The organism is Planctopirus limnophila DSM 3776 (assembly GCF_000092105.1).
In the GTDB taxonomy this organism is placed as follows: domain Bacteria; phylum Planctomycetota; class Planctomycetia; order Planctomycetales; family Planctomycetaceae; genus Planctopirus; species Planctopirus limnophila.
Genome location: NC_014148.1, coordinates 1,468,401 through 1,492,618, shown reverse-complemented (window position 1 = coordinate 1,492,618; position 24,218 = coordinate 1,468,401). Strand labels below are relative to the sequence as shown.

Annotated in this window: 14 protein-coding genes; 9 read left to right on the top strand and 5 right to left on the bottom strand. The window is 54.0% G+C overall.

Going from position 1 to position 24,218, the window contains the following annotated elements; translation table 11 throughout:
* Positions 1-40: 40 nt before the first annotated feature.
* Both PLIM_RS06025 and rimI read right to left on the bottom strand, forming a co-directional pair.
* Positions 41-1,384, bottom strand: coding sequence for a GDSL-type esterase/lipase family protein (locus tag PLIM_RS06025; protein WP_013109432.1), 1,344 nt, complete (start codon positions 1,382-1,384; stop codon positions 41-43).
* A 187-nt stretch (positions 1,385-1,571) separates the two neighbouring features.
* Entirely contained in the window at positions 1,572-2,138 is a 567-nt protein-coding gene (gene rimI, locus PLIM_RS06020) for a ribosomal protein S18-alanine N-acetyltransferase (protein ID WP_013109431.1), read from the bottom strand.
* A 385-nt stretch (positions 2,139-2,523) separates the two neighbouring features.
* Here rimI and PLIM_RS06015 point away from each other — a divergent pair, with 385 nt between their 5' ends.
* The 3 genes from PLIM_RS06015 (at position 2,524) to PLIM_RS06005 (ending at position 6,028) form a co-directional block, all read left to right on the top strand.
* On the top strand, positions 2,524-3,951 hold the full coding sequence (locus PLIM_RS06015; RefSeq protein ID WP_013109430.1) for an AAA family ATPase: 1,428 nt from the start codon (positions 2,524-2,526) through the stop codon (positions 3,949-3,951).
* A 279-nt stretch (positions 3,952-4,230) separates the two neighbouring features.
* Positions 4,231-4,938 carry a hypothetical protein gene (locus tag PLIM_RS06010; protein WP_013109429.1) on the top strand — a complete coding sequence of 236 codons (708 nt, stop codon included), beginning with the start codon at positions 4,231-4,233 and terminating at the stop codon, positions 4,936-4,938.
* Positions 4,939-5,266: 328 nt separating this feature from the next.
* A complete protein-coding gene (locus tag PLIM_RS06005) occupies positions 5,267-6,028 on the top strand; it encodes a 3-keto-disaccharide hydrolase (protein ID WP_013109428.1) in 762 nt (253 codons plus the stop codon).
* Positions 6,029-6,209: 181 nt separating this feature from the next.
* On the opposite strand, the gene PLIM_RS06000 is transcribed toward PLIM_RS06005, so the two are convergent.
* Both PLIM_RS06000 and PLIM_RS05995 read right to left on the bottom strand, forming a co-directional pair.
* Positions 6,210-6,761 (bottom strand): GNAT family N-acetyltransferase, encoded by a 552-nt coding sequence (locus PLIM_RS06000; protein ID WP_013109427.1) that lies wholly within the window; start codon positions 6,759-6,761, stop codon positions 6,210-6,212.
* Positions 6,762-6,972: 211 nt separating this feature from the next.
* The gene (locus PLIM_RS05995) at positions 6,973-7,788 is read right to left on the bottom strand and encodes a PIG-L deacetylase family protein (RefSeq protein ID WP_013109426.1); all 816 of its coding nucleotides are present in this window, start codon (positions 7,786-7,788) and stop codon (positions 6,973-6,975) included.
* Between the two features lie 119 nt (positions 7,789-7,907).
* Here PLIM_RS05995 and nadA point away from each other — a divergent pair, with 119 nt between their 5' ends.
* From nadA to PLIM_RS05965, 6 genes are all read left to right on the top strand, one after another.
* Positions 7,908-8,933, top strand: coding sequence for a quinolinate synthase NadA (nadA, locus tag PLIM_RS05990; RefSeq protein WP_013109425.1), 1,026 nt, complete (start codon positions 7,908-7,910; stop codon positions 8,931-8,933).
* A gap of 106 nt (positions 8,934-9,039) precedes the next feature.
* Positions 9,040-10,014 carry a glycosyltransferase family 2 protein gene (locus tag PLIM_RS05985; protein ID WP_013109424.1) on the top strand — a complete coding sequence of 325 codons (975 nt, stop codon included), beginning with the start codon at positions 9,040-9,042 and terminating at the stop codon, positions 10,012-10,014.
* 293 nt (positions 10,015-10,307) lie between these two features.
* On the top strand, positions 10,308-16,481 hold the full coding sequence (locus PLIM_RS05980; RefSeq protein ID WP_013109423.1) for an MG2 domain-containing protein: 6,174 nt from the start codon (positions 10,308-10,310) through the stop codon (positions 16,479-16,481).
* A gap of 220 nt (positions 16,482-16,701) precedes the next feature.
* Positions 16,702-17,382: a suppressor of fused domain protein gene (locus PLIM_RS05975; protein ID WP_013109422.1), complete on the top strand. Its 681-nt coding sequence runs from the start codon at positions 16,702-16,704 to the stop codon at positions 17,380-17,382.
* A gap of 97 nt (positions 17,383-17,479) precedes the next feature.
* Positions 17,480-18,634 carry a hypothetical protein gene (locus tag PLIM_RS05970; RefSeq protein ID WP_013109421.1) on the top strand — a complete coding sequence of 385 codons (1,155 nt, stop codon included), beginning with the start codon at positions 17,480-17,482 and terminating at the stop codon, positions 18,632-18,634.
* Positions 18,635-18,954: 320 nt separating this feature from the next.
* On the top strand, positions 18,955-21,549 hold the full coding sequence (locus tag PLIM_RS05965; protein WP_013109419.1) for a PVC-type heme-binding CxxCH protein: 2,595 nt from the start codon (positions 18,955-18,957) through the stop codon (positions 21,547-21,549).
* Between the two features lie 232 nt (positions 21,550-21,781).
* Here the strand turns inward: PLIM_RS05965 and PLIM_RS05960 are convergent, their stop codons facing one another.
* Positions 21,782-23,833 carry a carboxy terminal-processing peptidase gene (locus tag PLIM_RS05960; protein WP_013109418.1) on the bottom strand — a complete coding sequence of 684 codons (2,052 nt, stop codon included), beginning with the start codon at positions 23,831-23,833 and terminating at the stop codon, positions 21,782-21,784.
* Positions 23,834-24,218: the final 385 nt, after the last annotated feature.

Genomic DNA, 24,218 nt, shown 5'->3' with positions numbered 1-24,218 from the left:
ATACGACAGATAACGCTTCGCAAAGTTCTGTTGAGAGAATTCAATTCAAGGTTTTGAGCCGCAAACGTCGGTATTCCATCTGGCCACGGTCTCCTTCGAGGCCAATGGGGCCTGTTTCAGGAACAGTGAGTGCCGCTTCCAGAACTTCACCATTGCAGGTGCAGTAGGCCTTGCCGTCTTTGACCACGACGACGAGTTCGTTCCAATCCTGAGGCTTGTAGTTTTTGAGATTTTTGTAGGGCCCGGCTAAAGGATAATCGCGACATTGAAGCTGCGGCTTGCGAATAAACACACCACTGTCGGCATTGGGTGTAGCTCGAAATTCCAGTCGCAATTCAAAGTCTTTGGGGAACTCAGCGGTCGTCCACAATTGCTGGACCCGTCGGCCTTCAATGGGTGTGGTAACTACAATGCGACCATTGATCACCTGATAACGACCGTCATCGGATGCGGTTTTCCCATCGAAGGAAACGATGCCTGCGGGATTGCCGGGAGCGGTCTCACCCTCGGGTTTTTTTTTGCCACGCCAGCCCCAACCTGTCAGATCTTTGCCATTGAAAAGGCTGACGAATCCTTCTTCGGGTACAAAAGAATCGACTTCAGTCTCGACCAGGCCAGCAGTGGCGAACAGTGGCCGCAGAGCCTTGGCCCACTTTTCATAGCCTGCATCATTCGGATGCAGCAGATCGGGGAATTCAGCGGCTTTGGCATCACCCGTTTCATTGGCAAAGAGTGTCCAGGTATCGAGAACTGTCACCTGGGGAAAATCTTTCGCCATCTTGGCCAACCCTGCGTTGATCGCTTTGATTTGAGCAGCGGGGCGTTTTTTCGTTTCTGAACTCGGGAAGACGAGTGAGAGGATGACGGGCATCTTCGCGTTGGAAGCTTCGATCGCCTGCAGAATGAGTTGCACGTTGGCGACGATCACCTCCGGCGAGGCCCCTTCTTCGAGGTCATTTGTGCCCATGAGGAGCACCATCCCCTTCGGAGCAAGCCGCAGGGCATCGTCATTCAGGCGGAGGAGCATGCCACGGGTCGTGTCGCCGCTGATGCCTCGATTGGCCGTCTTTAAGCCGGGGAAAAACTGGGAGAAGCGATCACCCCAGCCCTGGGTAATCGAATCGCCATAAAGGACGACGGCCCCTTGATCGTTAGCCGCATCTTTCACCCACTGACCGCGTCGCTGTTTCCAAAGATTCTTGAACCAGTCATACCTGCGAATGGGTCCGGCACCAGGAAGTCCTTCATCCGTTTCCGGGATCGAAAGATGCTGAACGATTGCCGGTGGTTCCTTAACCAGCGGTTTGTCTGCTGCCTGGCTGAAGCCGGGAAGGCAGAGTGTACTGAACAGGGCAAGAGCGATGGTGGCGAAGGTATTTCTCATACTGAGAATCCTTCCCGATCGAATCAACAGATGCAAGTGTGTTTCGTGAAATGTGTGATCAATCGATCACAGCCATCAACTTCAAAGGGGTCAGTTGAGCGACCAACATCGGGACGTCCAATAACAAACGGGGATCGAAAATCGATCCCCGCCTATTGCTCACGGCTATGTCTGAAGACGATCTTCGCTATGCAGCAGCGCGATCGTCATCCCAATCCGCCAGGCGATTTTTCTTCTCGCGATCCATGCGCAGTACATCGCTTCCAAAGGGCGAGTAAGCCATCTGGTAAGCATCTTCATCGGTATCGACGTAATGACCGCGCAACACATCGACCGCCTGGCAGCCACGGCTCTTGAAAAAGAGCTGGGCAGCGAGATTTGTTTCGCGGACTTCGAAAGTGATTTCCTGCCGGCGCTGCATGGCCAGTTTGCCAACCAGCTTATCCATCAGACGAGTCCCTACGCCTTGGCGACGATGACCCGGAGCGACTGCAAAATTCAAAATATGAAGCTGGTCCTTCAGCAGTTCGTAGACCATATAGCCCACAATCTGCTCATGATGCTCGGCCACCATGCCAATGCAGTTTCTCTGGCGAAGGCAGTTCAGAAAGTCTTCTTCAGACCAGGAGTATTCGAAGCTCTTTTTCTCGATTTCGAGCACTTCCGGCATGTCTCGGCGGATCATCCACCGAATCTGCATATCACACAGCCAGGCCGAAGGATTGCTGCTCGTGGTTTTGCCGGTTGTCACCATGGCCTCCTTGCCAATCAAACGTCGAGTCTATCGAGGCTCGTTGTAAAATACGAAAACCTTCAGCTCATCCATAATCTATCACGACATCCTGTCGGAGAGTACGGGAAAGTAACAAAGCTTTTGATGGACGAAAAGAGAAAATTCAGGATTTGGCAGCCGTTCCCCACTTTTGCCTCAAGTTCCGGGCAGCAGCCACATCATCTGGTGGCTGGAAAACGGGAAAGCCCAACCTGTCTCGCCTGTTCCGGGAAGACCACAATCGGATGACTCTCGTTTTTCCACAGTTCATTTGGCATTCGACATCATGCCCCCCTGCCTATAATGTGGATGAGTGGGCGGATGTGGGTCGCATATGGCCTGGAATTTCATTGTTAGAGGGCAGGTAATGGTGGATCGTCCCCAGACAGTTGGTCAACTTCGGGAATCGGGTTATCGACCACAGAGCGTTAAGGACGAAATGAGAAAGAACCTCATTCGTAAATTGCGCTCAGGCGAAAATCTGTTTCCGGGAATTGTCGGCTACGAGGAAACCGTCACGCCGCAGATCGTCAACGCGATTCTTTCCCGTCACGATATGCTCTTTCTGGGTCTGAGAGGTCAGGGCAAAACTCGCATTCTGAGGTCGTTAACGTCACTGCTGGATGACGCCTTGCCCATGGTGGCGGGATCGGAAATTCATGATGACCCTTTGGCACCACTTTCGAAGTATGCCCGTGATCGAATTGCCGTCGAAGGCGACAATTGCCCCATTGATTATGTGGGGGCCGCGGATCGATACTTTGAAAAGCTGGCGACGCCTGATGTGACGATTGCCGATCTCATCGGCGAAATCGATCTCGTTAAACATGCTTCAGGGAAAGAGCTTGCCAGCGAAGATGTACTTCACTTTGGACTGATCCCGCGTGCTCATCGCGGAATCTTCTGTATGAACGAAGTCCCCGACTTAAGCCCCAAAATTCAGGTGGGATTGTTTAATGTGCTCGAAGAGCGAGACATTCAAATTCGCGGATTTCCGATCCGCCTGAATCTGGATGTCTGTATCGTCTTCAGTGCGAATCCGGAGGATTACACGAACCGAGGGCGAATTGTCACCCCTCTCAAGGATCGAATTGGGTCTGTCATTCGCACACATTATCCCCTCACGCGTGAACTGGGAATGTCGATCACCGATCAGAATGCCTGGACAGATCGCGATTCCTCTACTCAAGTGATTGTGCCGACATTTCTCAAAGAAATTGTCGAAGAAACGGCTCGCCTCGCACGCCAGAGCCCCCATGTCAATCAGGCATCGGGAGTCAGCGTGCGGATGTCGATCGCCAACTATGAAAACCTCGTCTCCAATGCGGAAAGACGAGCCATTGTGCAGCATGAGAAGCTGGCTGTGGCCCGGACTTGCGATCTCAATTCGATGGTGAGCAGTTCCCGCGGCAAGCTCGAACTTTCGATGTCGGATGAATCGGGTGAGGAAGATAAACTGCTGGGACGCATTATTGACGAGGCCACCAAGAACATCTTCGACCAGCATTTTAATCCCAAGCAGTTTCGAAACGTTGTCGAACATTTCGATCTGGGAGAGTCGATCGAGCTAGGCGATGGGCTGTCGTCTGAGCAAACTTGGCAGAAATTGAGTGCCATTCGCGGCTTCAGCGAGCAAGTGGAAGCTGCTGCCAAAAAGCTCGAGCCAACGCTGCTGGAGGGTGCCACAAGAACAGCAGTGCTCGCGAGCGTGGCCGAATTTCTGCTGGATGGCCTGTACTGCAGCAATCGATTGAGCCGCCAACCCCGCGGGACTGGGCTCCATTACGGCAAGTAATACGGTTCGCAGGAAACGTGTTTCAACGAGAATCTGCCTCCCGGGGAACTCTCCATTGCGTTGGATTCCCGGGAGGCAACGTCTTCCCTTTTTCCTTCTTTCCTTCTTTCACACAGAAAAATGTAGCAGCAACTTGCAGCAGCAGGATCGAGCACAACTTGCTCTATCCCGAAATCCACATCGCTGATATATCACGTCATCCTGCCGCTCCACCTCCCCTTTGACGTTCTGTCAAACCGCGTATTCCCGTCAATTACCGCTGAATTCGGAGACCGTCCGATGTTTGCCCAGTGCCAACGTCGAGAATTTGCCATTGTCGGGCCATCCCGTGTTGTGCTCGCCATCACCATGCTGATCCATGGTCTGAGCAGCGTCACCAGCTCCATGGCCCAGACCGAAACCTCAAACATTCGCAATCAACAACCAGCACATTCCCAAAGTTTGTCTGCCGTGCAGGAGCCCGTCGTTTTGAATCCCGTGGTTCCCCTCGAAAAAGAGGTAGAGCAGCGTCTACGAGAAGTTGCCAAAGCCTCGGCTGGTCGCTCCTCGTGGAACAAAACCGAGCTGGAGCGAATTCGCTGGTCAACGAGCGAACCACTTCCCGGGCACGTGGTTGATCTTCTCGAAAAACTTTCGGGCGAACTCCGCTTTGAAGAACTCCATCAACTCTGCCAGTGGCGGGTGGATCACCAGAAGTCTCTGGTCGGCATACCGAGGGACGAAGACCTTCGCCTGTTTGTCCGCCAGATTGAAGTTGCTTCTTTGTCGAAAGAACAAACGTTCCCGAAAGTGGTGCTGCACACGCGAACTCGCTCGGGCCCGACACTGCTCACATTGGTTCCACCAGCAAAACCAGCAGCATCGCTTCCTCCCCAGAATCGAGTCACTCCAGCCGGTGGCACCTTCTCGAACGATCACCAGACGCTCATGCCCGCAGGCTATGTCGTCGAGCAGGCCTTATCCACTGAGCCTCGCAAGAGACCCTAATCAATATCGAGTCTCCTCTGAACCCTGCTCACGGCACTACACGTTCAAGAGCCTAGGCGAAGGCGCATGTCGCATTAACATTGCGGCAAATTACCCGAAGCACTTACTGCCTGTGACAGCCATGAACTGTGTCCGGATTGTCGAAGCAAGTCTTCATGGCAGATCAAGGTTTTCGCTTCGCCATCCGGCACAGGGCTCACACTTTCACGCCGGCAGGAAATCTCGTCGAGGTCTAACCAGCCGGGCATTCTCTCGTTATGATCAAAATGCTGATGGATGACATCGCTATCGACCTGCTGATCACGCGCGAGATGAATATCGGAGCATCATGCCCCCATCGAATCGACCCACAATGCACTTTCTTACGGCGTCTCTGAGCACTCAAGTAGCCGTCCTGCTCTTCATTCTCGCCTGTGGTGGCTGTGCTCAGAATTCTCCTCCTGAAAAGCCTGAACGCACTCAGTCTGCGGAAACTCTCCCCAAAGCTTCGCCTTCTCAGCAATTGCCCGCACCAGTCATCGAACTGGAACCTGACGAGCAGCGACTCGCCTTAGCCGATTTTCTCACCTTCCCCGAAGCCAGCGACGATGTCGCTACCAGTGGTTGGACTGAAGAAGGCGTCATTATTCGCGGCACAGGCACCCCCAAAGGTTACCTCTACACGCAGAAGACCTTTGAAAATTTTCGACTGCGGTACGACCTGCGATTTCCTGCCGCTTTGTTGTCATCCGCCTCACCACTCAAAGAAAACACAGGCGTTCTCGTCTATATCACGGGCGATCAGAAGGTCTGGCCCCTCTCGATGGAAGTGCAGGGAAAGTATGTCGATCTGGGCTCCGTCAAAGAAAATGGCGGTGCTGCCAAAGCGACACAAACCTTCGATAAGGAACTGCAGCAGAAGGTGATTGGACCAGCCCATGAGTGGAATTCGCTGGAGGTCATTTCTCAAGGCGGCGCTCTGACGGTGCTGCTCAATGGCGAAAAGATCACCACGTCCGAGCCCAATTTTCTCAGCAGTGGGCCGATTGGATTGCAGGCGGAAGGTTTTCCTGTCGAGTTCGCCAATCTCCGCATTCTCGTGTTGCCATAATCCGGCATCTCCGCTGCTGGCTCGTGGATTCCTAATTCGGATTGCAGTATTCAACTGCGCTCTCTGGTATGGGGTGTTTGGGGTTGAGCGTCTTCGCGACCCCCCAGATTGTGCCGAAAATCGCTGGGGGTTCGAAGACTCAACCCCAGCCACCCGCTGCATAGGAATCCGCGTAAGAACGCTAAGACCTTTTGCGGTAATTGTCGGCATCGATCCGATAAAAGGTGTAGTCCACCAGGATGCCGCTCAATTCTTTGGGAGCTTCATGGGAGAACACCGCTCCCACCTTTTCTGTCGCTTTGCGTGAACGCCAGTTATCGCGACCAATGTGGAACCAGACCACCTGGGCCCAGGTAAACGCATGGTCGAGCATCAGTCGCTTCATTTCGCCATTGGTCATACCACCCCAATGGCTGCGCGACAGAAATGTGTAACCGATCGCCACTTCCCTCGCTTCCAGATTCCATTCATAGAAGCGGGACGAACCGACGAGTTTTCCACTCGCCTGGTCAACAACGACATAGGCACTCCCGGAAGCGATCGCTCCCTCAAAAAAACGCTGTCGAAACGGCTCCCGCTGATAGCGCTGACGATCCGGATGCTGCTCCCAGATCAGTGGATCGGCCGCAGCCTCATACAGCGGCTCAAAATCCTCCGCACAAATCGGCCGCAGCACCACCGTGGGCCCCACCAGCGAACAGGTCATATCGATCGGAAGCAAGTTCTTATCCATCAGACAACCACATGTCACATGAATTCCAGTATTCAACTGCGTCACTTGGTATGGGGTGGCTGGGGTTGAGCGTCTTCGCGAACCCCCAGGTCGTTCCACGCAACTGTTTGTTGGAATCCGTATAACGAGGTTACGGCAGTTTTAACTCTCGGGGACACGGACGAATCGGAAATGGTTCGCTGCACTTCACGCCTCATCTGGCAGCCATTCTCTAAGGCAGAAACGGAAACAGTTGCTTTTTCGCTTCTACCGTGAGTGGTGCGCCGTATTCGCACGGTTCAAATGCTTCAATGAACTGAACCTGCCAGGCTTTCTCGGGTCCATAGGTCGCTTCGATCTCTTTGTGGAAACGACTGGCCAGCGGCCCGTTGAATCCCTCGTAAAAATCCTGGGCCGCCTGTCGAATGGCGGCTGCTCCCTCCACTTCGGGTTTGAGCATCGTGTAGGGCAACCATTGACCAAACTGACACGCATGGCACGCGAGCTGATCCAGAATCGATTCAAATACAGGCGTCACATCGACCACCACGGCGGGCTCAAAAGGGGTCGGCTTCTGGAAGTTATCCGAAAGGTACATGATCACCGGATTCTCGCGCAGTGCCGGTACTTCGGGAACAATATTCGGGACAATCAGCAGGTACGCCGCATCAGCCACCACCTGCGATGTCCCTCGATGATCCGGATGATAATCATTGGGCCGGTGTGTCAGGACGAGATCAGGCTGCTCACGCCGGATCAGCGCAATCATCTTCTGCCGCAGTTCCAGCGTGGGCAGAATCTCTCCGTCATTCTGGCCCATGATGATGTAGCGAATGCCCATCAGCCGGGCGACAGCGTCCGCTTCGGCTTTTCGCACTTCGGCGAGTTCCCGGGGCTGTAGCCGATGATGTCCCGCATTCCCGCAACTCACCGAAACAAATGTCACCTCATGGCCCGCCTGGCGGTATAATGCACAGATTCCACCAGCCTTGAGTTCACAATCGTCAGGGTGGGCACCAATCACGAGTATGCGGAGGGGTCGATTCACTGCGGAATCCTCATTAAACTATATTGAAGAAAACGACACAGAATAAAATTGACACTTTGACGTTACAGATCAGCCAGCCGGGATTGCCTCAAACTGCTCATGAGTTGAAAGCGCCGAACATGTCTTTGCCAGTCATTCAGAATCCGGGCGAGCCTGCCACTCATTTTGCCAATGCGATCGCGGAAGATCCATTGGAGCTTATGGATGAGATTGAGGCACTCAAAAAAGAGCGCAACGCCGCCATCCTTTCTCACTTTTATACCGATGGCGACCTGCAGGAGATTGCCGATTTCACCGGCGACAGCCTGAAACTCGCTCGCGATGCCGCTTCGATCACCAATCCGGTCATTGTCTTCTGTGGTGTGCACTTTATGGGAGAATCGGCCAAGATTCTCAGCCCGGAAAAAACCGTCCTCATGCCCGATCTTCAAGCCGGATGCTCTCTTGCTGAAAGCTGCCAGCCGGAAGATCTCGCCCGCTTCCAGAACGAGCTTCGAGCCGCCGGTCGCGATATTCAGACCGTCGCTTACATCAATACCTCTGCTGCCGTCAAAAGCCTTTGCGACTGGATTGTGACCAGTGGCAACGCCCGCGAAATCATCGATCGCGTACCGGCTGACAAAGAAATTCTCTTTGTTCCCGACCAGCATCTGGGCCGCTATTTAAGCGAAGTCACTGGCCGCAAGATGATTCTCTGGCCCGGCTCCTGCATGGTGCACGAAGTTTTCAGCATTCAAGACCTTCTGCGTGCCAAACGGAACAATCCTCAGGCCGTCATCATGGCTCACCCGGAATGCCCGCGCAACATTCTTGAGCATGCCGATGTCATTGGTGGCACTGAAAAGATGCGCCGGCATGTGGCTTCGATTGCCGAGCCCACAACATTCCTCGTCGCGACCGAAGCAAACATGATTCATCCGCTGCAGAAGATCGCCCCGCAGCACACATTTATCCCCGTCCCCGGCATCATGACCAGTACGGGAGAAACTTGTGCCTGCAACCGCTGCCCTCACATGGCACGAAACACTTTGCAGAAAGTACGTGACGCCTTACGAGACATGCAGCCCGAGATTGTCTGGCAGCCATTTTTCGCCGACGCCCAGGAAGTCTTACGCCGCAGCCTTTTAGAACCCGTCAAACCCTGATTTCTTGTAGGGTGCATGAAGTTCCTACGGAATGCACCACTTTGAGATTTATGCAGGGCAGGCTCCCGCCTGCCGATCACGTCTCAACCTCTGGATTAGGAACTGCATGCGGCTGTCGATTCTCATTCCCGTCTACAACGAATCCGAAAGTCTCGCGGAACTTCATCGCGAGCTTTCTGTCGTCCTCGATGGGCAACCCTTCGACAGCGAGATTCTCTTCATCGATGATGGTTCGCGCGACGCTTCGTGGGCCACCATTCGCGATCTTTCCCGGCAAGACTCTCGCGTGCGGGGTATTCGCTTCCGTCGAAACTTCGGTAAAGCCGCCGCACTGAGTGCCGGCATGCACTCCGCCCGTGGTGAACTCATGATGATGCTCGATGCCGATCTTCAGGACGATCCCGCGGGAATCCCACACTTTCTCGAAACTCTGGGAGACGACTGGGATGTCGTCAACGGCTGGAAGATCCGGCGCCTCGACCCGTGGCACAAGGTCTACCCTTCATGGGTCTTCAATGCGATGGTCAGCCGCTTGACGGGCCTTCGTCTGCATGATCATAACTGCGGCATTAAACTCTTTCGTGCCGAAGTCGCCCGCGAAATCCGACTCTACGGCGAACTCCATCGATTTATTCCGGTCCTCGCTCACATGCGCGGCTTCAAAGTGACCGAAATCGAAGTCCACCACCGCTCCAGACAGCATGGCCATTCCAAGTACGGCTTTCGCCGTTTCACACGCGGTTTTCTCGATCTTTTGACAGTTTCCTTTCTGTCGTTCTATCGCCAACGACCCCAGCATCTCCTGGGAGCCACGGGATTAATGCTCTTCGGCGTCGGGGCTGCAGGCCTCTTCTGGCTCGCCATTGAATGGTTTCTGATGAACATTCTGCAAACCTGGCCCGCTACGCCCATTGGGGGCAGACCACTCCTGGCCTACTCGCTGGCCTTCGCTGTCCTGGGGGCACAGGCCATGACACTCGGGTTTCTTGCCGAACTGATTGTCCATTTCAACAGCCGAGAAAGCGACGGCTATAGCGTGGCAGAACAGATCGAACATTCACCACAAAGCATTTGCAGTTAAGTTCATCAGATTCTCCTTGCGGTCTGCTCCTGGTCAGCCAATAACAGCCTTTTGCGATCCTTTCAAAGATTTCGGGAACTATTGAGAGGCGTCCGTGATCTACTCAGCCAAACCGTGGTGAAAGGCTCCTTTGGCCGGAAACTACTACACCCTTTCTCCATTCCGATTCTCAATGAACCCTTCTCTGCTCGATTCCACCGCCTGTGTGTCCATTCTCTCAATGTTTTTGAGAACAAAGATCAGTGGGAATTGAGTGACGTCAGCCCTAATAGACCTCTGTAGAAGATACTGCCATGAAACTTGATGCCATCGTTAAGCTGCTTTGGTCAGGAAAGCGCTGGGCCACTTTGTGTGTGCTCGTGGCCTGTATCACCCTCATTGCCGACTTAACACTGGGTTGGAGATTCGTTATGGCCGAGAAGCAACCCGGCCCAGCCACAGTTTCACAAACCAAAGAACTCATCAAACAAGGCAATTTTCTTAAAGCCCTGGAACTCATTGAGCCTCAGCTTTCGAATCCACAGGCCGATCCCGCACAGATCAGCCTGTGGCTCCCTCAAATGATCGATTGTCTGCAGCGCTTAGGTCGTATCGAGCGAGCCGATGAGCTTCTGGAAAAGGCCGTCAGCACTCATGCGAAAAGCTATCAGGTCCTGGCGGCTGCGGGAGAGACTTACCAAAGCCTCCTCCCCAATGGGCAGATGATTGCGAACGAGTTCATTCGCGGGAACGGCGATGGCCGCGGCAAAACCGTCTGGTCAGATGACCGCGACCGCGTGCGCGCGCTGCAACTGCTGAACCAGGCCTGGCAACTGGCCCCCGAAAATCCGCCCAAAGTTCGCGTCGATATTCTCAAGCAAATGGTCAATGCCCTGACTGCCAATCGCAGCGATCAACAGGCCTGGCGATTGCAGACACTCACCAGTCTCGATCTCCTGCCCGAATTTGAAGAAGTTCCCATCTGGTTTCGAGGTCGGGAATCGTCAGATGCTCCTGTCACAGCCGATGGCCAGCCACTTTATTATTCCATCCCGGAAAGCTGGGCCGCAGCGAAGTCCGATGGCGAGCGTTACCGCTGGTTGCTGGCCGAACAGAAAAAGATCCTCCCCAGTGAAGGCCCTCGCGTCGATCTCGAATTCGCACAATTTGCTCAGTCGCAATTCGGCGTACAGACTCTCAGCTCACGCGGCTGGTTCCACCTCCCCGATCCCACAGAAGAAGGCCAGACCGGTGCGATTCTTTCACTCGAAACCTTAGCTCCCAACGAAACCGTCGCACGCCTGGCCAACGGCATTCGCCGTTTTCAGCTTCGCGAAGACTACGCCTTTCTCAACACTTACCAGGCGCTGGCCGAGAGTAAAAACACAGGCATTGCCCAGACAGCCCGCGAGTTACTGGCCACTGCCTTTGAAAATCGCAGGCAATATCCTCAGGCCGCCGCCGAGTGGCGGGAACTCCTCAAGCAGAATCCCAAAGCCACAGAGGCGAACAGACATCTTGAGCAGATCGTCAACAGTTGGCTCGCACTCGAACCCGCCCGTTCGCAGATCTCAGGGACCAACGCTAAGTTGAGTGTGCGGTATCGCAATGGCAAGAACATCTCTTTCGTTGCCGAGCCCATTCGTGTTGCTGAACTCTTTCAGGAAGCGCAACGCGTTCTCAAAACCAACCCGCGCGATGTCGACTGGTCAGCGTTGAATCCTGACCAGATTGGCTACTCGATTGTCACGCGCGATCAGAAAAAATTTGTGGGTCCTTCAGTTGCCCGATGGTCACAGGTTGTCGTCCCTCGCCCCGAGCATCGCGATAGCCTCGTCGAGGTTGATGTTCCCAAGCTCCCAGCCGGCGCCTATCTGATCACTGTCACCATGGAAGGTGGCAATCAGGATCAGATCATTCTGTGGCTGAACGATCTCGCACTCGTGCGCAAAGCTCAGGATGCCGGCCCGCTCTACTTCGTTGCCAACGCTTCGACAGGGACTCCCATTCCCAATGCCTCCCTCGAATTGTTCGGCTGGAAACAGCAGTGGGAAGACAACGGTCGTCGCGTCACCGTGCAGACGAAAACACTCACTGGCAAATCCAACGCCCAGGGAATCGCCACCTTTCCTCGCGAAGAAATGCAGGATTATCAGTGGTTTGTCAGTACCAAAACACCTGCCGGGCAATTGGCCCAGCTTGGATTGCAGGGCTATTGGTATGGCCAGCGCAGCACTCAACAGGAAGAACGCAAAAGGTCGTACGTCGTGACCGATCGACCGGTCTACCGTCCCTCGCAAACGGTACACCTCAAGGTCTGGCAGCAGTTAGCCACTTATGCCGAAGTGCGGGCCGCAGTCACACCCGAAGGTCAACCACTCACGATCCGTCTGCGCAAGCCTCAGGGTGAAGTTCTTCTCGAGAAGAAGCTGGCGATGGATCGATTTGGTGGCGTGGAATTCGATTACGAACTCCCCTCGGATGCCGCACTGGGCGAATATGCGGTCGAAGTCGAAAATTCGGATTGGGGCCGCTTCCGCGTGGAAGAATACAAAAAGCCCGAATTCGAAGTTCTCGTCGATGGCCCCGAAATTCCCACTCGTCTCGGGCAGAAGTTCACAGCCAAGATCACTGCCAAATACTACTTTGGCTCACCCGTTTCTCAGGGAACCGTCAGCTACAAAATCGAGCGCCAGGCCTCGGAAGATCGCTTTTTCCCCATCACTCCGTGGGATTGGCTCTACGGCCGCGGCGCCTGGTGGTTCGCGACCGATGCCACCTGGTACCCCGGTTTTGAAAGCTGGGGTTGCTTAGGGCCAATTCGCGGCTGGTGGCCACGCCAGGTCGAAGCGCCAGAACTCGTCGCCTCCGGCGAGGCGCCCCTCTCAGCCGATGGCACCTATGAAATCGAGATTGATACCGCCATCGCCAAAGAACTTTTTGGCAAGACCGACCACAAATACACCATTCAGGCCGAAGTGACCGATGGCTCACGGCGCATGGTCTCTGGCAGTGGTTCTGTCCTCGTCACCAGACGACCTTTGCAGGTGACTGTCTGGGTTGATCGTGGCTATTTTCAAGCAGGCGATACCGTCCAGGCAACGGCCATGATCACACAACCAGGAGGAGTTCCCTTTGCTGGCGAAGGTCAGTTTACGCTCTATTCGGTTCGCTATGACGAAGATGGCACTCCCCAGGAAACGAAAGTGGAACAATGGGCCTCAAAGCGAGGCGAGGATGGTCTGGCGAAGCAGTCGTTTGTCGCTGCGAAAGCCGGCCAGTATCGACTGGCCTACCTCGCACAAATTCCCAGCGCTACCGATAAAACCCAATTGGAAACTGTCGAAGGGGCCTATCTTTTCACTGTCCGTGGGGAAGAAGTCGTTCCCGGTGGCTTCCGCTTTAACGATCTCGAACTCACGACCGATCGCAGAGAGTACGCACCCGGCGAGACCGTGCAGTTGATGGTCTCCACGAATCAGCCCAACTCTACTGTCCTCGTCTTTCTGCGCTCTTCGAATGGTGTGGGCGGAAAGGTGGAAGTCAAGCAGCTGGTGGGACAGACCATGTTGATCCCCATACCGCTCGATGCCGCCGATCGCCCCAACATTTTCGTCGAAGCGATCACGGTCTCTGCAGGTGTTGTTCACTCGGCTGTGCGGGAAATTTTCGTCCCTCCTGCTGGAAAACTTCTCGACGTTTCGATCACTCCCTCACAGGTCGAGTATCTGCCAGGAAGTGAAGCTCAGGCCACGCTTGAAATCAAAGATAAACTCGGTCAGCCATTTGTGGGTCAACTCGCGCTCTCGGTCTACGACCGCAGCATTGATGCCATTGCCGGCGGCCCACTCTCAGGCGACATTCGTGAATTCTTCTGGAGTTGGAAACGCAGTCATACTCCCCAGAACGAAAACAATCTCTCGCGCACGTCGTTCCCCGCCCGCATGCCTCATCAAGTGGTTCTGCAGCCTATTGGTCTCTTTGGCAGCATGGATGTTGATGACAAAGTGTTGAGAAAACGTTTCGGCGGAGGTCTTGGTGTTCGCCGGGGTGGAATGGACAATGCGGAGCGATTCTCCGCCATGGCAGGTGGTGCCCCCGGTGCACCTATGGCTGCGATGGCCGCTCCGATGTCCAAATCTCAAGTAATGGAAAGTGCTGATGCCGTCGCCCTGAACATGACACAAATCGAGGCCGCCCCCGTCACTGTTCGACAGGAGTTCGCCGATACTGCCTTCTGGAATGGTTCGATCATCACCGACGAATCGGGCCGCGCTGTCGTCAAATTCAGAATGCCCGAGAACATCACCGGTTGGAAACTCCGCACGTGGGCTATGGGGCCACAGGCTCAAGTCGGCGAAGCGACTTCGCAGGTTGTGACTCGTAAGAACCTGATTGTCCGTCTGCAGGCACCACGATTCTTCGTCGAAAAAGACGAAGTGGTGCTCTCTGCCAACGTTCGCAACGAATTCGCTGAGGCTCTGGCCGCTCAGGTGAATATCGAGTTCGAGGGCGACACCCTCCAACTGCTCACACCTGCGCTTGCGGACGTCGTGATCGATGGTCAAGCCGAAGTCCGCGTCGATTGGCGGGTCAAAGTCGTTCGCGAAGGGACAGCCACCATCCGCATGATTGCCCGCTCAACTAAAGAATCCGATGCCACTCAGATGAAGTTCCCGGTCTATGTGCATGGTGCCCCCAGACAGGAACCATTTGCCGGGACGCTCAAGCCCGGCGTTGATTCACTGGCTGTCGAATTCAAATTACCAGCCGAGCGCCGGCCCGAAACCGCCATTCTCGATGTTCGCTACTCGCCCACTCTGGCAGGTGCCATTGTCGACGCTCTCCCTTATCTCGTCGAATTTCCTTATGGCTGTACTGAGCAGACACTCAACCGCTTTCTGCCCACACTCGCCACGCAGCGACTGCTCCTGTCGATGAATCTGTCACTTCAGGAGATCGCCGCCAAACGGAGCCAGCTCAATCCTCAAGAGGCTGCCGGGCCGGATGAACGAGCGGTTCGCTGGAAACGCTTCAACCGCGAGCCGGTCTTCAACGAGGCCGAAGTGGCCAAAATGAGCCGGGAGGGGCTGGAGGCTCTGGTCGAGATGCAACTCTCCGACGGTGGCTGGGGCTGGTTCAGCGGCTTTGGCGAACACTCCTGGCCACACACCACGGCAGTTGTGGTGCATGGTCTGCTCCTCGCCAAAGAAAACGGTGCTCCTGTCAACGAAGAATCATTAGCTCGTGGCATTGCCTGGTTGCAGAATTATCAGGCAGGAGAACTCCGCTGGTTGAAACTCCCCAAAGAAGCTCATAACCATAAATCCAAAGCCGATGATACCGATGCACTGGTCTTTTCAGTCCTGGGCGAAACCCGCCAGTTTTCAGCCGAAATGCGGGAGTTTCTCTACCGCGATCGAGTCGATCTGTCGGTCTATTCGATGAGTCTATTCGCTCTGGCCCTGCATGCCGAAGGCCGAGCCGAACAACTCGCCATGCTGCAGGAAAACATCGGCCAGTTCGTCGTTCAGGATGCTTCGAACGAAACCGCATTCCTCAAACTTCCCGCTGGCAATCGCTGGTGGCTCTGGCATGGCAGCGATATCGAAGCGATGGCCACGTACCTCAAGCTCCTCGTACGCACCAATCCCCAAAGCGAGGTCGCTCCCCGACTGGTCAAGTACCTGCTCAACAATCGCCGGCATGCCACCTACTGGAACAGCACTCGCGATACGGCGCTGGTCATTGAAGCCTTCATCGAATATCTCAAAGCGACAGGAGAACTCAATCCTCAGATGACAGTCGAAGTCTGGCTTGACGGCAAGCTGCGCCAGGAAGTCGCTCTCTCGAAAGAGAACCTGTTCACCGCCCAGACACGCCTGCTGGTCACTGGTGACGAATTAACCACAGGGGCTCATCGCGTCGAATTCCGCCGCAAAGGGGCCGGGCCGGTCTACTTCAATGTCGATGTCAGTTACTTCTCTCTGGAAGATCCCATCCCAGCAGCAGGATTAGAAGTCAAAGTCGATCGCAAGTTCTATCGGCTCGATCCGATTGTGAAAGACGGCGTCCGCCCCACTCAAACCGGTGCGGCACAAAATGTCGATGAGGCCGGCTTTAAGAAGACCCCGCTGGCCCGTCTCGATGAACTGAAAAGTGGCGACCTTCTCGAAATCGAATTGATCATCGAAACCAAGAACGATTACGAGTACCTGCTCTTTGAAGATCTCAAAGCCGCAGGAAGTGAAGCGGTCGATCTCCGCAGCGGCTATACAGGCAATGAACTGGGGGCTTTTGTCGAATTCCGCGATGAACGCGTGGCGTTCTTTGTCCGATCGTTGCCACGCGGACGGCATCAGGTCAGCTATCGTCTGAGAGCCGAAATCCCAGGGCAATTCAGTGCCTTACCCGCTCGCGGACACGCCATGTACGCCCCCGAACTTCGCGGCAACTCCGATGAGTTCAAACTGCGGATTGTCGATTGATCATGCTCCGTGGCTGGGTTTAAATGATGGAATACGGATTCCAGTATTTGACTGCGTTCCTTGGTATAAGGTGTATGGGGTTGAGCCTCTTCGCGAACCCCCAGATTGTGCCGTAGATCGCTGGGGGTTCGAAGACTCAACCCCAGCCACCCGCCACGCAGTTGTTTATGGGAATCTGTAGAATCCTAGCCATCAGTCATCGATAAAGGGCCGGTTCCGGATGAGTGATCAACCGCTTGAGGAAGGGGAAGACTCTCTCGAATCCCAATGGTACGCTGAGAAATCGGCCCGCATGGTCGAATTGCTGGGTGAAGAGCACGACATGGTCATGCACGCCATCATCCCGTATGCGGTGGGTGGCGGGCTCGACCTCTATTACTACCCACATCTCATTCCGGGAACAGGCATTGCCACCAAGGAGCTCTCGAACAGTCCGAGCGAAGGCTCGACCAACAATGTCTTCACCACCTATGAGTTCGTCATGTTCACCCGCCATGATCTTTCGCTGGAGGATGCACAAAAGCCCGAAACTCCCTTCGGGAAGATGCATTACACCATCAATGCCATTCTCAACATGATGGCTCCCTATAGCGCTCAGGCGAAGCTCAATCCCTTCGAAACCGTAGAGTTTCCGAGCGATATGGAAGTTGTCGGCGGGCGCTGCCTGATTCTCGACGCTTATGGCATGACAGACGCACATGCCGATTTCGGCCTCATGCTGATCATGGAGATTCATCGCGTCGAAATGGATTACGCCCGCCAGCATGGCGGACAGGCGCTTCTCGAAAAGCTGATGGCCGCGAATTATTACCCCTACTCCGACCTTGATCGTCCACCGGTGGTTGAAGGCCAGGAAAGCAGTTTAGAAAAACTCTGGAATCGCATCTCGAAGTGGTGGTAGCCTGCTCTGGCAAAGAGTCCAACCCATTCACAGAATGGGTTGATATTCTCTGCGGAATGGTTCGCTCAGTCACTTTCGCTGGTTCAGGAGTTTGTGGGTGTTGAAATCTCTGATCGCTCAATTGGCTTCATTATTAGGGATAAAATCCAAGTCGATTCCAGCGGCCAATATCTTCATGAGTCCTGAGGCCGAGATGGCCCTGAGGAAAGTCTTCGATGAAAATCCGGGAGCCAAGTCCGTCTGGCTCGACGCATCGCTGATTGGCAATATACCATTTCCTCAATACGACATGGGTATTGACGGTACGACCAGCAGGGAGGGCTTTACCTGCCAGGTTGTTGGTGGTTTTCTCTATCTCATCAGTCGCGACGACGTTCCATTCCTTGATGGATTAATCATTCAATATGATGTCGCCCGGGGAGCATTTCACTTTGACCATCCCCATAAAAAGATGCAACTTTTGAAGGAGTATCGAGCGTTACAGAAAAGAGAGGCACAAGAGGCTGCCGCACAGCGAAAACGGGATTGCGAGGTCGCGAAAGACGTCGTCCCTGAGAAGATTGTTCACGAACTTCTGGGGGAAAATGCCCAGGAAGTCTACGACAAACTCCATGCCTGGTGGCGTTGTCATAGTGAAGAGCCTGGCCGCTTATACCATCGTAAAGTGGAAAATGTCCAAGTGATAAATAGTACCAGTGGACATCCGCTGTATGTGGTTTACAGAAATTCTCGTGATGATGGCTCAAGTACAGTCTTTGATTTTGTCGACTATCGAGGTCGCTACATACTCCCTTATGGTGGGATGAATGTTATTGAACCAGATGACATCATAAGGGATGTTAATGGCGATGGCATCCCGGAATTGGTGAAGTATGGTAGAAGAGAGAATCGTCCAGATCCAGTCGCCGGCCACTATACTTGGTCTGGCCAGTGGCTGGTCATTACCCCTTTCTCCGAAAAACAAGAATCGCTTTTGATCTTAAATTTCGGGTACTCACGAAACACAGAACCTCATGCACTATGGAGATGGTCCATCGAAGAATCTCCCGATGGCTATCCCTTGGTGGTTCTATATGACGAAAGCCAACCAGGCAGACCAAAAAAATATGAATTCAAATGGTCGCCAGAGCTGAAGACGTTTCAAGGCCCTTCAGGCGGCTCAAGCGAGGGCTTTATCGCGGTGTTTGGTCATGTCGAACCTGTTCAGCATTATAAAATTGTCGATCAGTTCATCGAACGCCTGACGAAGTGACCAAGCAAGGTTTCGGCCTGAAGTCGCTTATTGCGATGTTTTTAGCGTCAATAGTCGCTGGAAATGATTCTGAACGATCTGCACGTCGTTCTTGATGAACAATCGCGGATGGATTTGGGTACCGATGTTTGGAGAAAGCGAAAAGCTGTTGCGTGAATCATGGGTCCAAAGAGAGCCCATCGTTCCTTTGAAAGGCCATAAAAACATGATTCCAGAATTGCCTTGAAAACATCGAAGTATGGTCAATTGTTTTCGCGTGACCGAAACAGGATGATGCTGCAAAACACCTGGCATTCACATCCTGCAGCGAAAGCCGATACATGCGGAAACTGACCAATCAATTTGCTGCCGCTCTTCTCGTCGTGGGGAATTGGATCTCGCTTCTCCCTGCCGCCGAAGTTCCCCCCAAAGTTCTCGACGATCGCCTGCAACTGGAATGCGTTCTCGATTCCCCCGCCATTGCCACTCCCACCGGGCTCGAAGTTGACTCTCAGGGCCGCATCTGGGTCATCGAAAACAACACCCACTTTCGTCCCGGCAGTTATTCCAGGCATCCGCAAGATCGTGTGCTCGTCTTTCAGCCCCAAAGTCAGGCTTCAGGAAACGCTTCTAAACCCACCGAAGTTCCTCTCACCATCTTCAAAGACGATCTCAAAAACTCGATGAGTCTTCTCTTGGGCGAACGCGATCCTCTCGCCCGGGAAGCCACCAGAAACCTGGTCTTCATTGCCACGCGGTCTCAGATACTCAAATGTCAGGATCACGATGGCGACGGGAAATGTGATGAATCCCAGGTGCTGATCAATTTCGAGACCACAGGCAACTATCCACACAATGGACTCTCAGGCCTCGCCTGGCATCCTTCCGGAAAACTGATCTTTGGCTGCGGCGAAAACCTGGGGGCCTCTTATGAACTCAAAGGGGCCGATGGAAAAGTCATTGCTGGCGGCGGCGAAGGGGGCAATGTCTATCGCTGCGATATCAACGGCCATGCACTCGAACAGGTCGCCACAGGTTTCTGGAACCCGTATGCCAGCGCCTTCACAAAGGCAGGCGACTGGTTCACAGTCGATAACGATCCCGACAGCCGTCCTCCCTGCCGATTGCTTCACATCATCGAAGGTGGAGATTACGGCTACCGCTTCCGCAATGGTCGCAAAGGGACACATCCTTTCACCTCCTGGAATGGCGAAATTCCCGGCACACTCCCCATGGTCTGCGGCACTGGTGAAGCCCCTTCGGGCATCATTGTCCATTCGGGGAAAGGTTTCCCTGCTGACTATAACCAGACGTTGCTCGTCACCAGTTGGGGCGATCATCGGATTGAACAATACATGCTGAAGCCACGAGGAACCTCCTTTAGTGCCGAGTTCAAAACCATTGTGATTGGTGGTGAAGATTTCCGCCCTGTTTCCATCCAGCAGGATGCCGCCGGGAATGTCTACTTCAGTGACTGGGTCAAACGCGATTACCAGCTGCATGGGCAGGGCCGCGTGTGGAAACTTTCACCCAAACTAGCCACTTCGTCCAAAGATGTTCCAGTTGCCATGGGGGCACCCCGTTCCTCTGCATCCTCCGGACTGGCAGATCCATTTGTTTTCAGTCGTCGATTGGTCGAATCGGCCAAACAGCCTTCAGAGGAGTTGATTCAGGCTCTGAAAGTCGCCACGAATCCTTACGCCGCCGAACTGGCGTTTCTCGCATTGAGGCAGCAGAAAGGACTGACTCCCGAAGTCTTATCGCTGGCTGCAACGAGTCCGCATCCCTCTGTTCGTCGGCTGCTGGTACAGGCCGTGGCCGAAGATCGCTTGCCAGATGCCCAGAAATGGATCGAACAGGTTCTCGCAGGAGATTTATCCTCCAAAGATCTCTTTCTCGCGGCACTGGCGGCTCGTGCCATGACCTCCGGCCAGCCACCAGCCGAGTTTGAGAAGGCTCCCCCGGCGACTTTGGCAAAGCCGATTCTCTTCGACAGTACACAGAATCCAGGGATCCGGGCACTCGCTCTCGAACTCATCAGCCCCGATGATCTCGCTCTCAACGAACAGTTTTTTCAGGCAGCTCTCAAAGGTCCCGAGCCATTACGCACCGCAGCCGTCCGCTCGCTGGCCCGTGCCAGTCAACCCGCCAGAAAGCAACTGCTGACGAACATTGCGATCGATGAGTCTCTACCAGTCGAACTGCGTCTGGATGCTCTCGCCGGTCTCATATTGCCACCACCAACCACAGCAGAAGCTGGAACCCAGTCATCAGCAGAGATTACTCCTTCAATCCTGAAACTGCTCGATTCGTCAGACCCGCGAATTCAGTCCAGTGCCATTCGCACTTTGCGAAATGTGCTCAAACCACAAATTGCCGCCTCGCCGGAACTCGCTCGAAAAATTGAAAAGATCCAATCCACGAGACAAGGCGATGTGCTTGAGCAACTCAGGCTCGCCACAGCTTCAGGGGAGCAGATCACCACTTCAGCCTCGATCGATTGGATCTCTCCTGGAGACCATCTTGCAGGCCGTCGCGTCTTTTTCTCAGCCGATGGGACAGCCTGTGCGAAATGTCATCGCGTCGATGGTGCGGGTGGTAATGTCGGGCCAGATCTGAGCGGGATTGCCCGCACGATGAACCGGCAGAAGCTCGCCGAATCGATCATCGAGCCCAGTCGGGAAATCTCGCCCCAGTTTTCCACTCTCGCGTTAGAAATGACCGATGGTCGCACCATCACCGGCATGCTGGCCGATGGCTCACCCAAGGGGATGATTCGCATCCGCAATCACGAAGGAGTCGTTTCGGATATCCCGCTTGATCAGATCGAAGAGCAGTCCGTCTCCAGGGAATCGCTCATGCCTAAAGGGCTGATTCAGCAAATGACTCCTCAAGAGTTCCGCGATCTGCTGAGCTACCTGGAAACCTTGAAGTAACTGGCCTCAGCTGCTCACAGCTCTCCCCAAACGCACCATGCTTCAGACCTCGAAAAGTGCCATGCTTGCGGCTCTGAGCAAGCATGTTCTCGGAAAGCTTCATTGCATAGTTCATACTTGAAAGGCACACCAAAAGCCCGAGGGGCGACACACTATGAAAGTGTGCCGCCCCTCAGATCTTTACATTTGACGAACTGCAAAATTTCAGCAGCCCGGCCTAATCCAATTCGAATTATCGCTTGGCTGTCTTCGCCTGACGCAGCAAGGTCACATACTCGCTGGCGATCTTGAGCACTTCATCATTATAGGGCGTCTTCTTGAAGATTGGCCCATTGGTTCCCTTGGTTTCGTGCTCTTCCTCTTCCTTGCGGATCTCTTCCACAGCCTTCTCTTCATCGCGCTCTTTCTTGAGCGTTTCCTGATTCAGAGAGATCGTCTTGCGGTTCTTGCGAGCATCGAAGCGTGTGACATCATTACGAATCTTGTCAAAGTCAGCTTCAGCAGCGATACGACGGGCACTTTGTTCTTTCAGAGCAGCCAGAACATTGGCAGGTGTCATGTCATAAATAGGATGTGCCGCCTTGGGAACCTGATCGAAAGCCAGTGCATTCTCGAGGAAGGATTCCCCCAGATCCATGTGATCGACAAGTGAAGGGAGCACCACATCCGAAGGAACTCCACGGTTCTGCGTGCTGTCACCATTGACCCGGTAGAACTGATTAATGGTCAGCTTGACCGAACCCAGATCCTGGTTGTTGAGTACTGAGAACATCCGATTACTGATCGGCATCACATGCTGCACAGTCCCCTTACCGTGCGTTGTGGTATCACCCACCACGATCCCACGGCCATAATCTTTGATCGCCGCTGCAAAGATCTCCGAGGCAGAAGCACTCAGTCGATTGCACAGGACGACCAGCGGGCCCTTGTACATCACTCCGGGGTCTTCGTCGTCGTAAGACTTGATTTTGCCGTTGGGTTCCTTGATCTGCACCACTGGTCCCTGATCGATAAACAGCCCTGAGACTTCAATCGCTTCGGTCAAGGCACCGCCGCCATTCATTCGCAGATCAATCACGACGGCATCGACTCCACCCTGCTTGTCAAATTCCTGCAGGGCTTTGGCAACATCGCGGGACGTGCTTTTGAAATTGTCCTGTCCAGCCTGTGCTCCACCAAAATCACGGTAGAACGATGGAATATTAATCACACCAATCCGGCCCTTGGCACCAGGAATGCGAGTTTCGAGCGGGATAATCTCCCCCTTGACTTCCTGGGCCTTCAGTTCGATTTTCTGACGGGTCAATACGACTTCGCTGGTCTCGTTAGCAGCATTCACCACTTTGAGCTTCACTTTCGTACCGCCCATGCCACGAATCAGGCGGACCACGCGATTAAGCTTCATCTCGACAACATCGACGTAATCTTCACCGTCCTGGGCGACAGCGACAATCTTGTCATTCGCTTTGAGACGGCCATCCTTCTCGGCGGCACCACCAGGCACAACTTCAGAAACCGTGACATAACCATCGATGGAACGCAGAGCCGCTCCAATCCCTTCGAGGCTCAATCGCATCGAAATCTGGAAATCTTCCACAGTCTGAGGCGACATATAGCTCGAATGGGGATCAAACGAGTGAGCCACAGCCGAAAGATAAATCTCGAGAATCTCGGAAGGTTCCGTTCCCTTGGCAGCTTTCAGCAGCGTGTCGTAGCGCTTATGCACCTGCTTCCTGGCCTCTTCAATCGTTTTGTCATCCAACAAGAGCGAGACGAGCTCAAACTTGATGCGTTTTCTCCAGCGTTCGTTGAGCTCTTCGGGAGTGGCGGCGTACGCCAGCAGATCGCCATCGGTCACCATCGATTCATCAACGGTGAAGTCGTGGGGCAAATCAATCAGTTGGTGAGCAATCGCCACCCGTTCGGTGAGTCGTTGCAGATAACGCTGGAACACCAGATGGGAAAACTCCACATTCCCCGCCTTCAGCAGGTCATCCAGCTTGTCCTTGTAGGGACTGAATTCGTCGATATCTGCCTTGGTGAAGTAGAGCTTCGCCGGATCAAGATCCTTCAAGTATCGGGTAAACGTCAGTTGGGAAATTCGGTCATCCACCGGCTTTTGGCCGATGTGGTACTTACTGATCATATCCGCAGCCAAGCGAGCAGTCGTTTGCTCACTGGAGGAGGTCTTCCCCAGGTTCTGGGCAAAAATCGTGGAGGCAGCCATGAAGCACAAACATGCGACAAGACCTGCCACCGCTCGAGACGGCAATCGCTGAATCATTCCAACATCCCTGAATTCAATGGGAACAAACCTGCCACAATCACACCGGCTTTACGGATCGTATCGAAGTTTCTCAAAGATAGGCAATACGCCTCTTGGCAGAACCCTCACAATCTTTCCATTCCCACCGTCAGGATGACACCTGAAGCTGAACATCGGGTCACAGTGGAGTCGAAAAAATAGTGATCAACAACCTTGAGACGAGTCAGGCAGCTCTGTTGGCACTTCTCCGGTAATTCGCCCGATCAAAATCCGCAATTTAAAGCCAGATCCGGAAGACGATGTGAAGAGATACGCGAGTTCGCTTCATTTTGTGAGAACAATTCGTGCGAGGCTTTTCAGAAAACGCCTTTGATTCCTGCGGCGAGCCGCGCCAGAACACGGC

What these genes read in the sequence shown, in the direction of transcription:
- PLIM_RS06025 (WP_013109432.1), bottom strand. Translation starts at nt 1,384, where the DNA reads ATGAGAAATACCTTCGCCACCATCGCTCTTGCCCTGTTCAGTACACTC.
- rimI (WP_013109431.1), bottom strand. Translation starts at nt 2,138, where the DNA reads ATGGTGACAACCGGCAAAACCACGAGCAGCAATCCTTCGGCCTGGCTG.
- PLIM_RS06015 (WP_013109430.1), top strand. Translation starts at nt 2,524, where the DNA reads ATGGTGGATCGTCCCCAGACAGTTGGTCAACTTCGGGAATCGGGTTAT.
- PLIM_RS06010 (WP_013109429.1), top strand. Translation starts at nt 4,231, where the DNA reads ATGTTTGCCCAGTGCCAACGTCGAGAATTTGCCATTGTCGGGCCATCC.
- PLIM_RS06005 (WP_013109428.1), top strand. Translation starts at nt 5,267, where the DNA reads ATGCCCCCATCGAATCGACCCACAATGCACTTTCTTACGGCGTCTCTG.
- PLIM_RS06000 (WP_013109427.1), bottom strand. Translation starts at nt 6,761, where the DNA reads ATGGATAAGAACTTGCTTCCGATCGATATGACCTGTTCGCTGGTGGGG.
- nadA (WP_013109425.1), top strand. Translation starts at nt 7,908, where the DNA reads ATGTCTTTGCCAGTCATTCAGAATCCGGGCGAGCCTGCCACTCATTTT.
- PLIM_RS05985 (WP_013109424.1), top strand. Translation starts at nt 9,040, where the DNA reads ATGCGGCTGTCGATTCTCATTCCCGTCTACAACGAATCCGAAAGTCTC.
- PLIM_RS05980 (WP_013109423.1), top strand. Translation starts at nt 10,308, where the DNA reads ATGAAACTTGATGCCATCGTTAAGCTGCTTTGGTCAGGAAAGCGCTGG.
- PLIM_RS05975 (WP_013109422.1), top strand. Translation starts at nt 16,702, where the DNA reads ATGAGTGATCAACCGCTTGAGGAAGGGGAAGACTCTCTCGAATCCCAA.
- PLIM_RS05965 (WP_013109419.1), top strand. Translation starts at nt 18,955, where the DNA reads ATGCGGAAACTGACCAATCAATTTGCTGCCGCTCTTCTCGTCGTGGGG.
- PLIM_RS05960 (WP_013109418.1), bottom strand. Translation starts at nt 23,833, where the DNA reads ATGATTCAGCGATTGCCGTCTCGAGCGGTGGCAGGTCTTGTCGCATGT.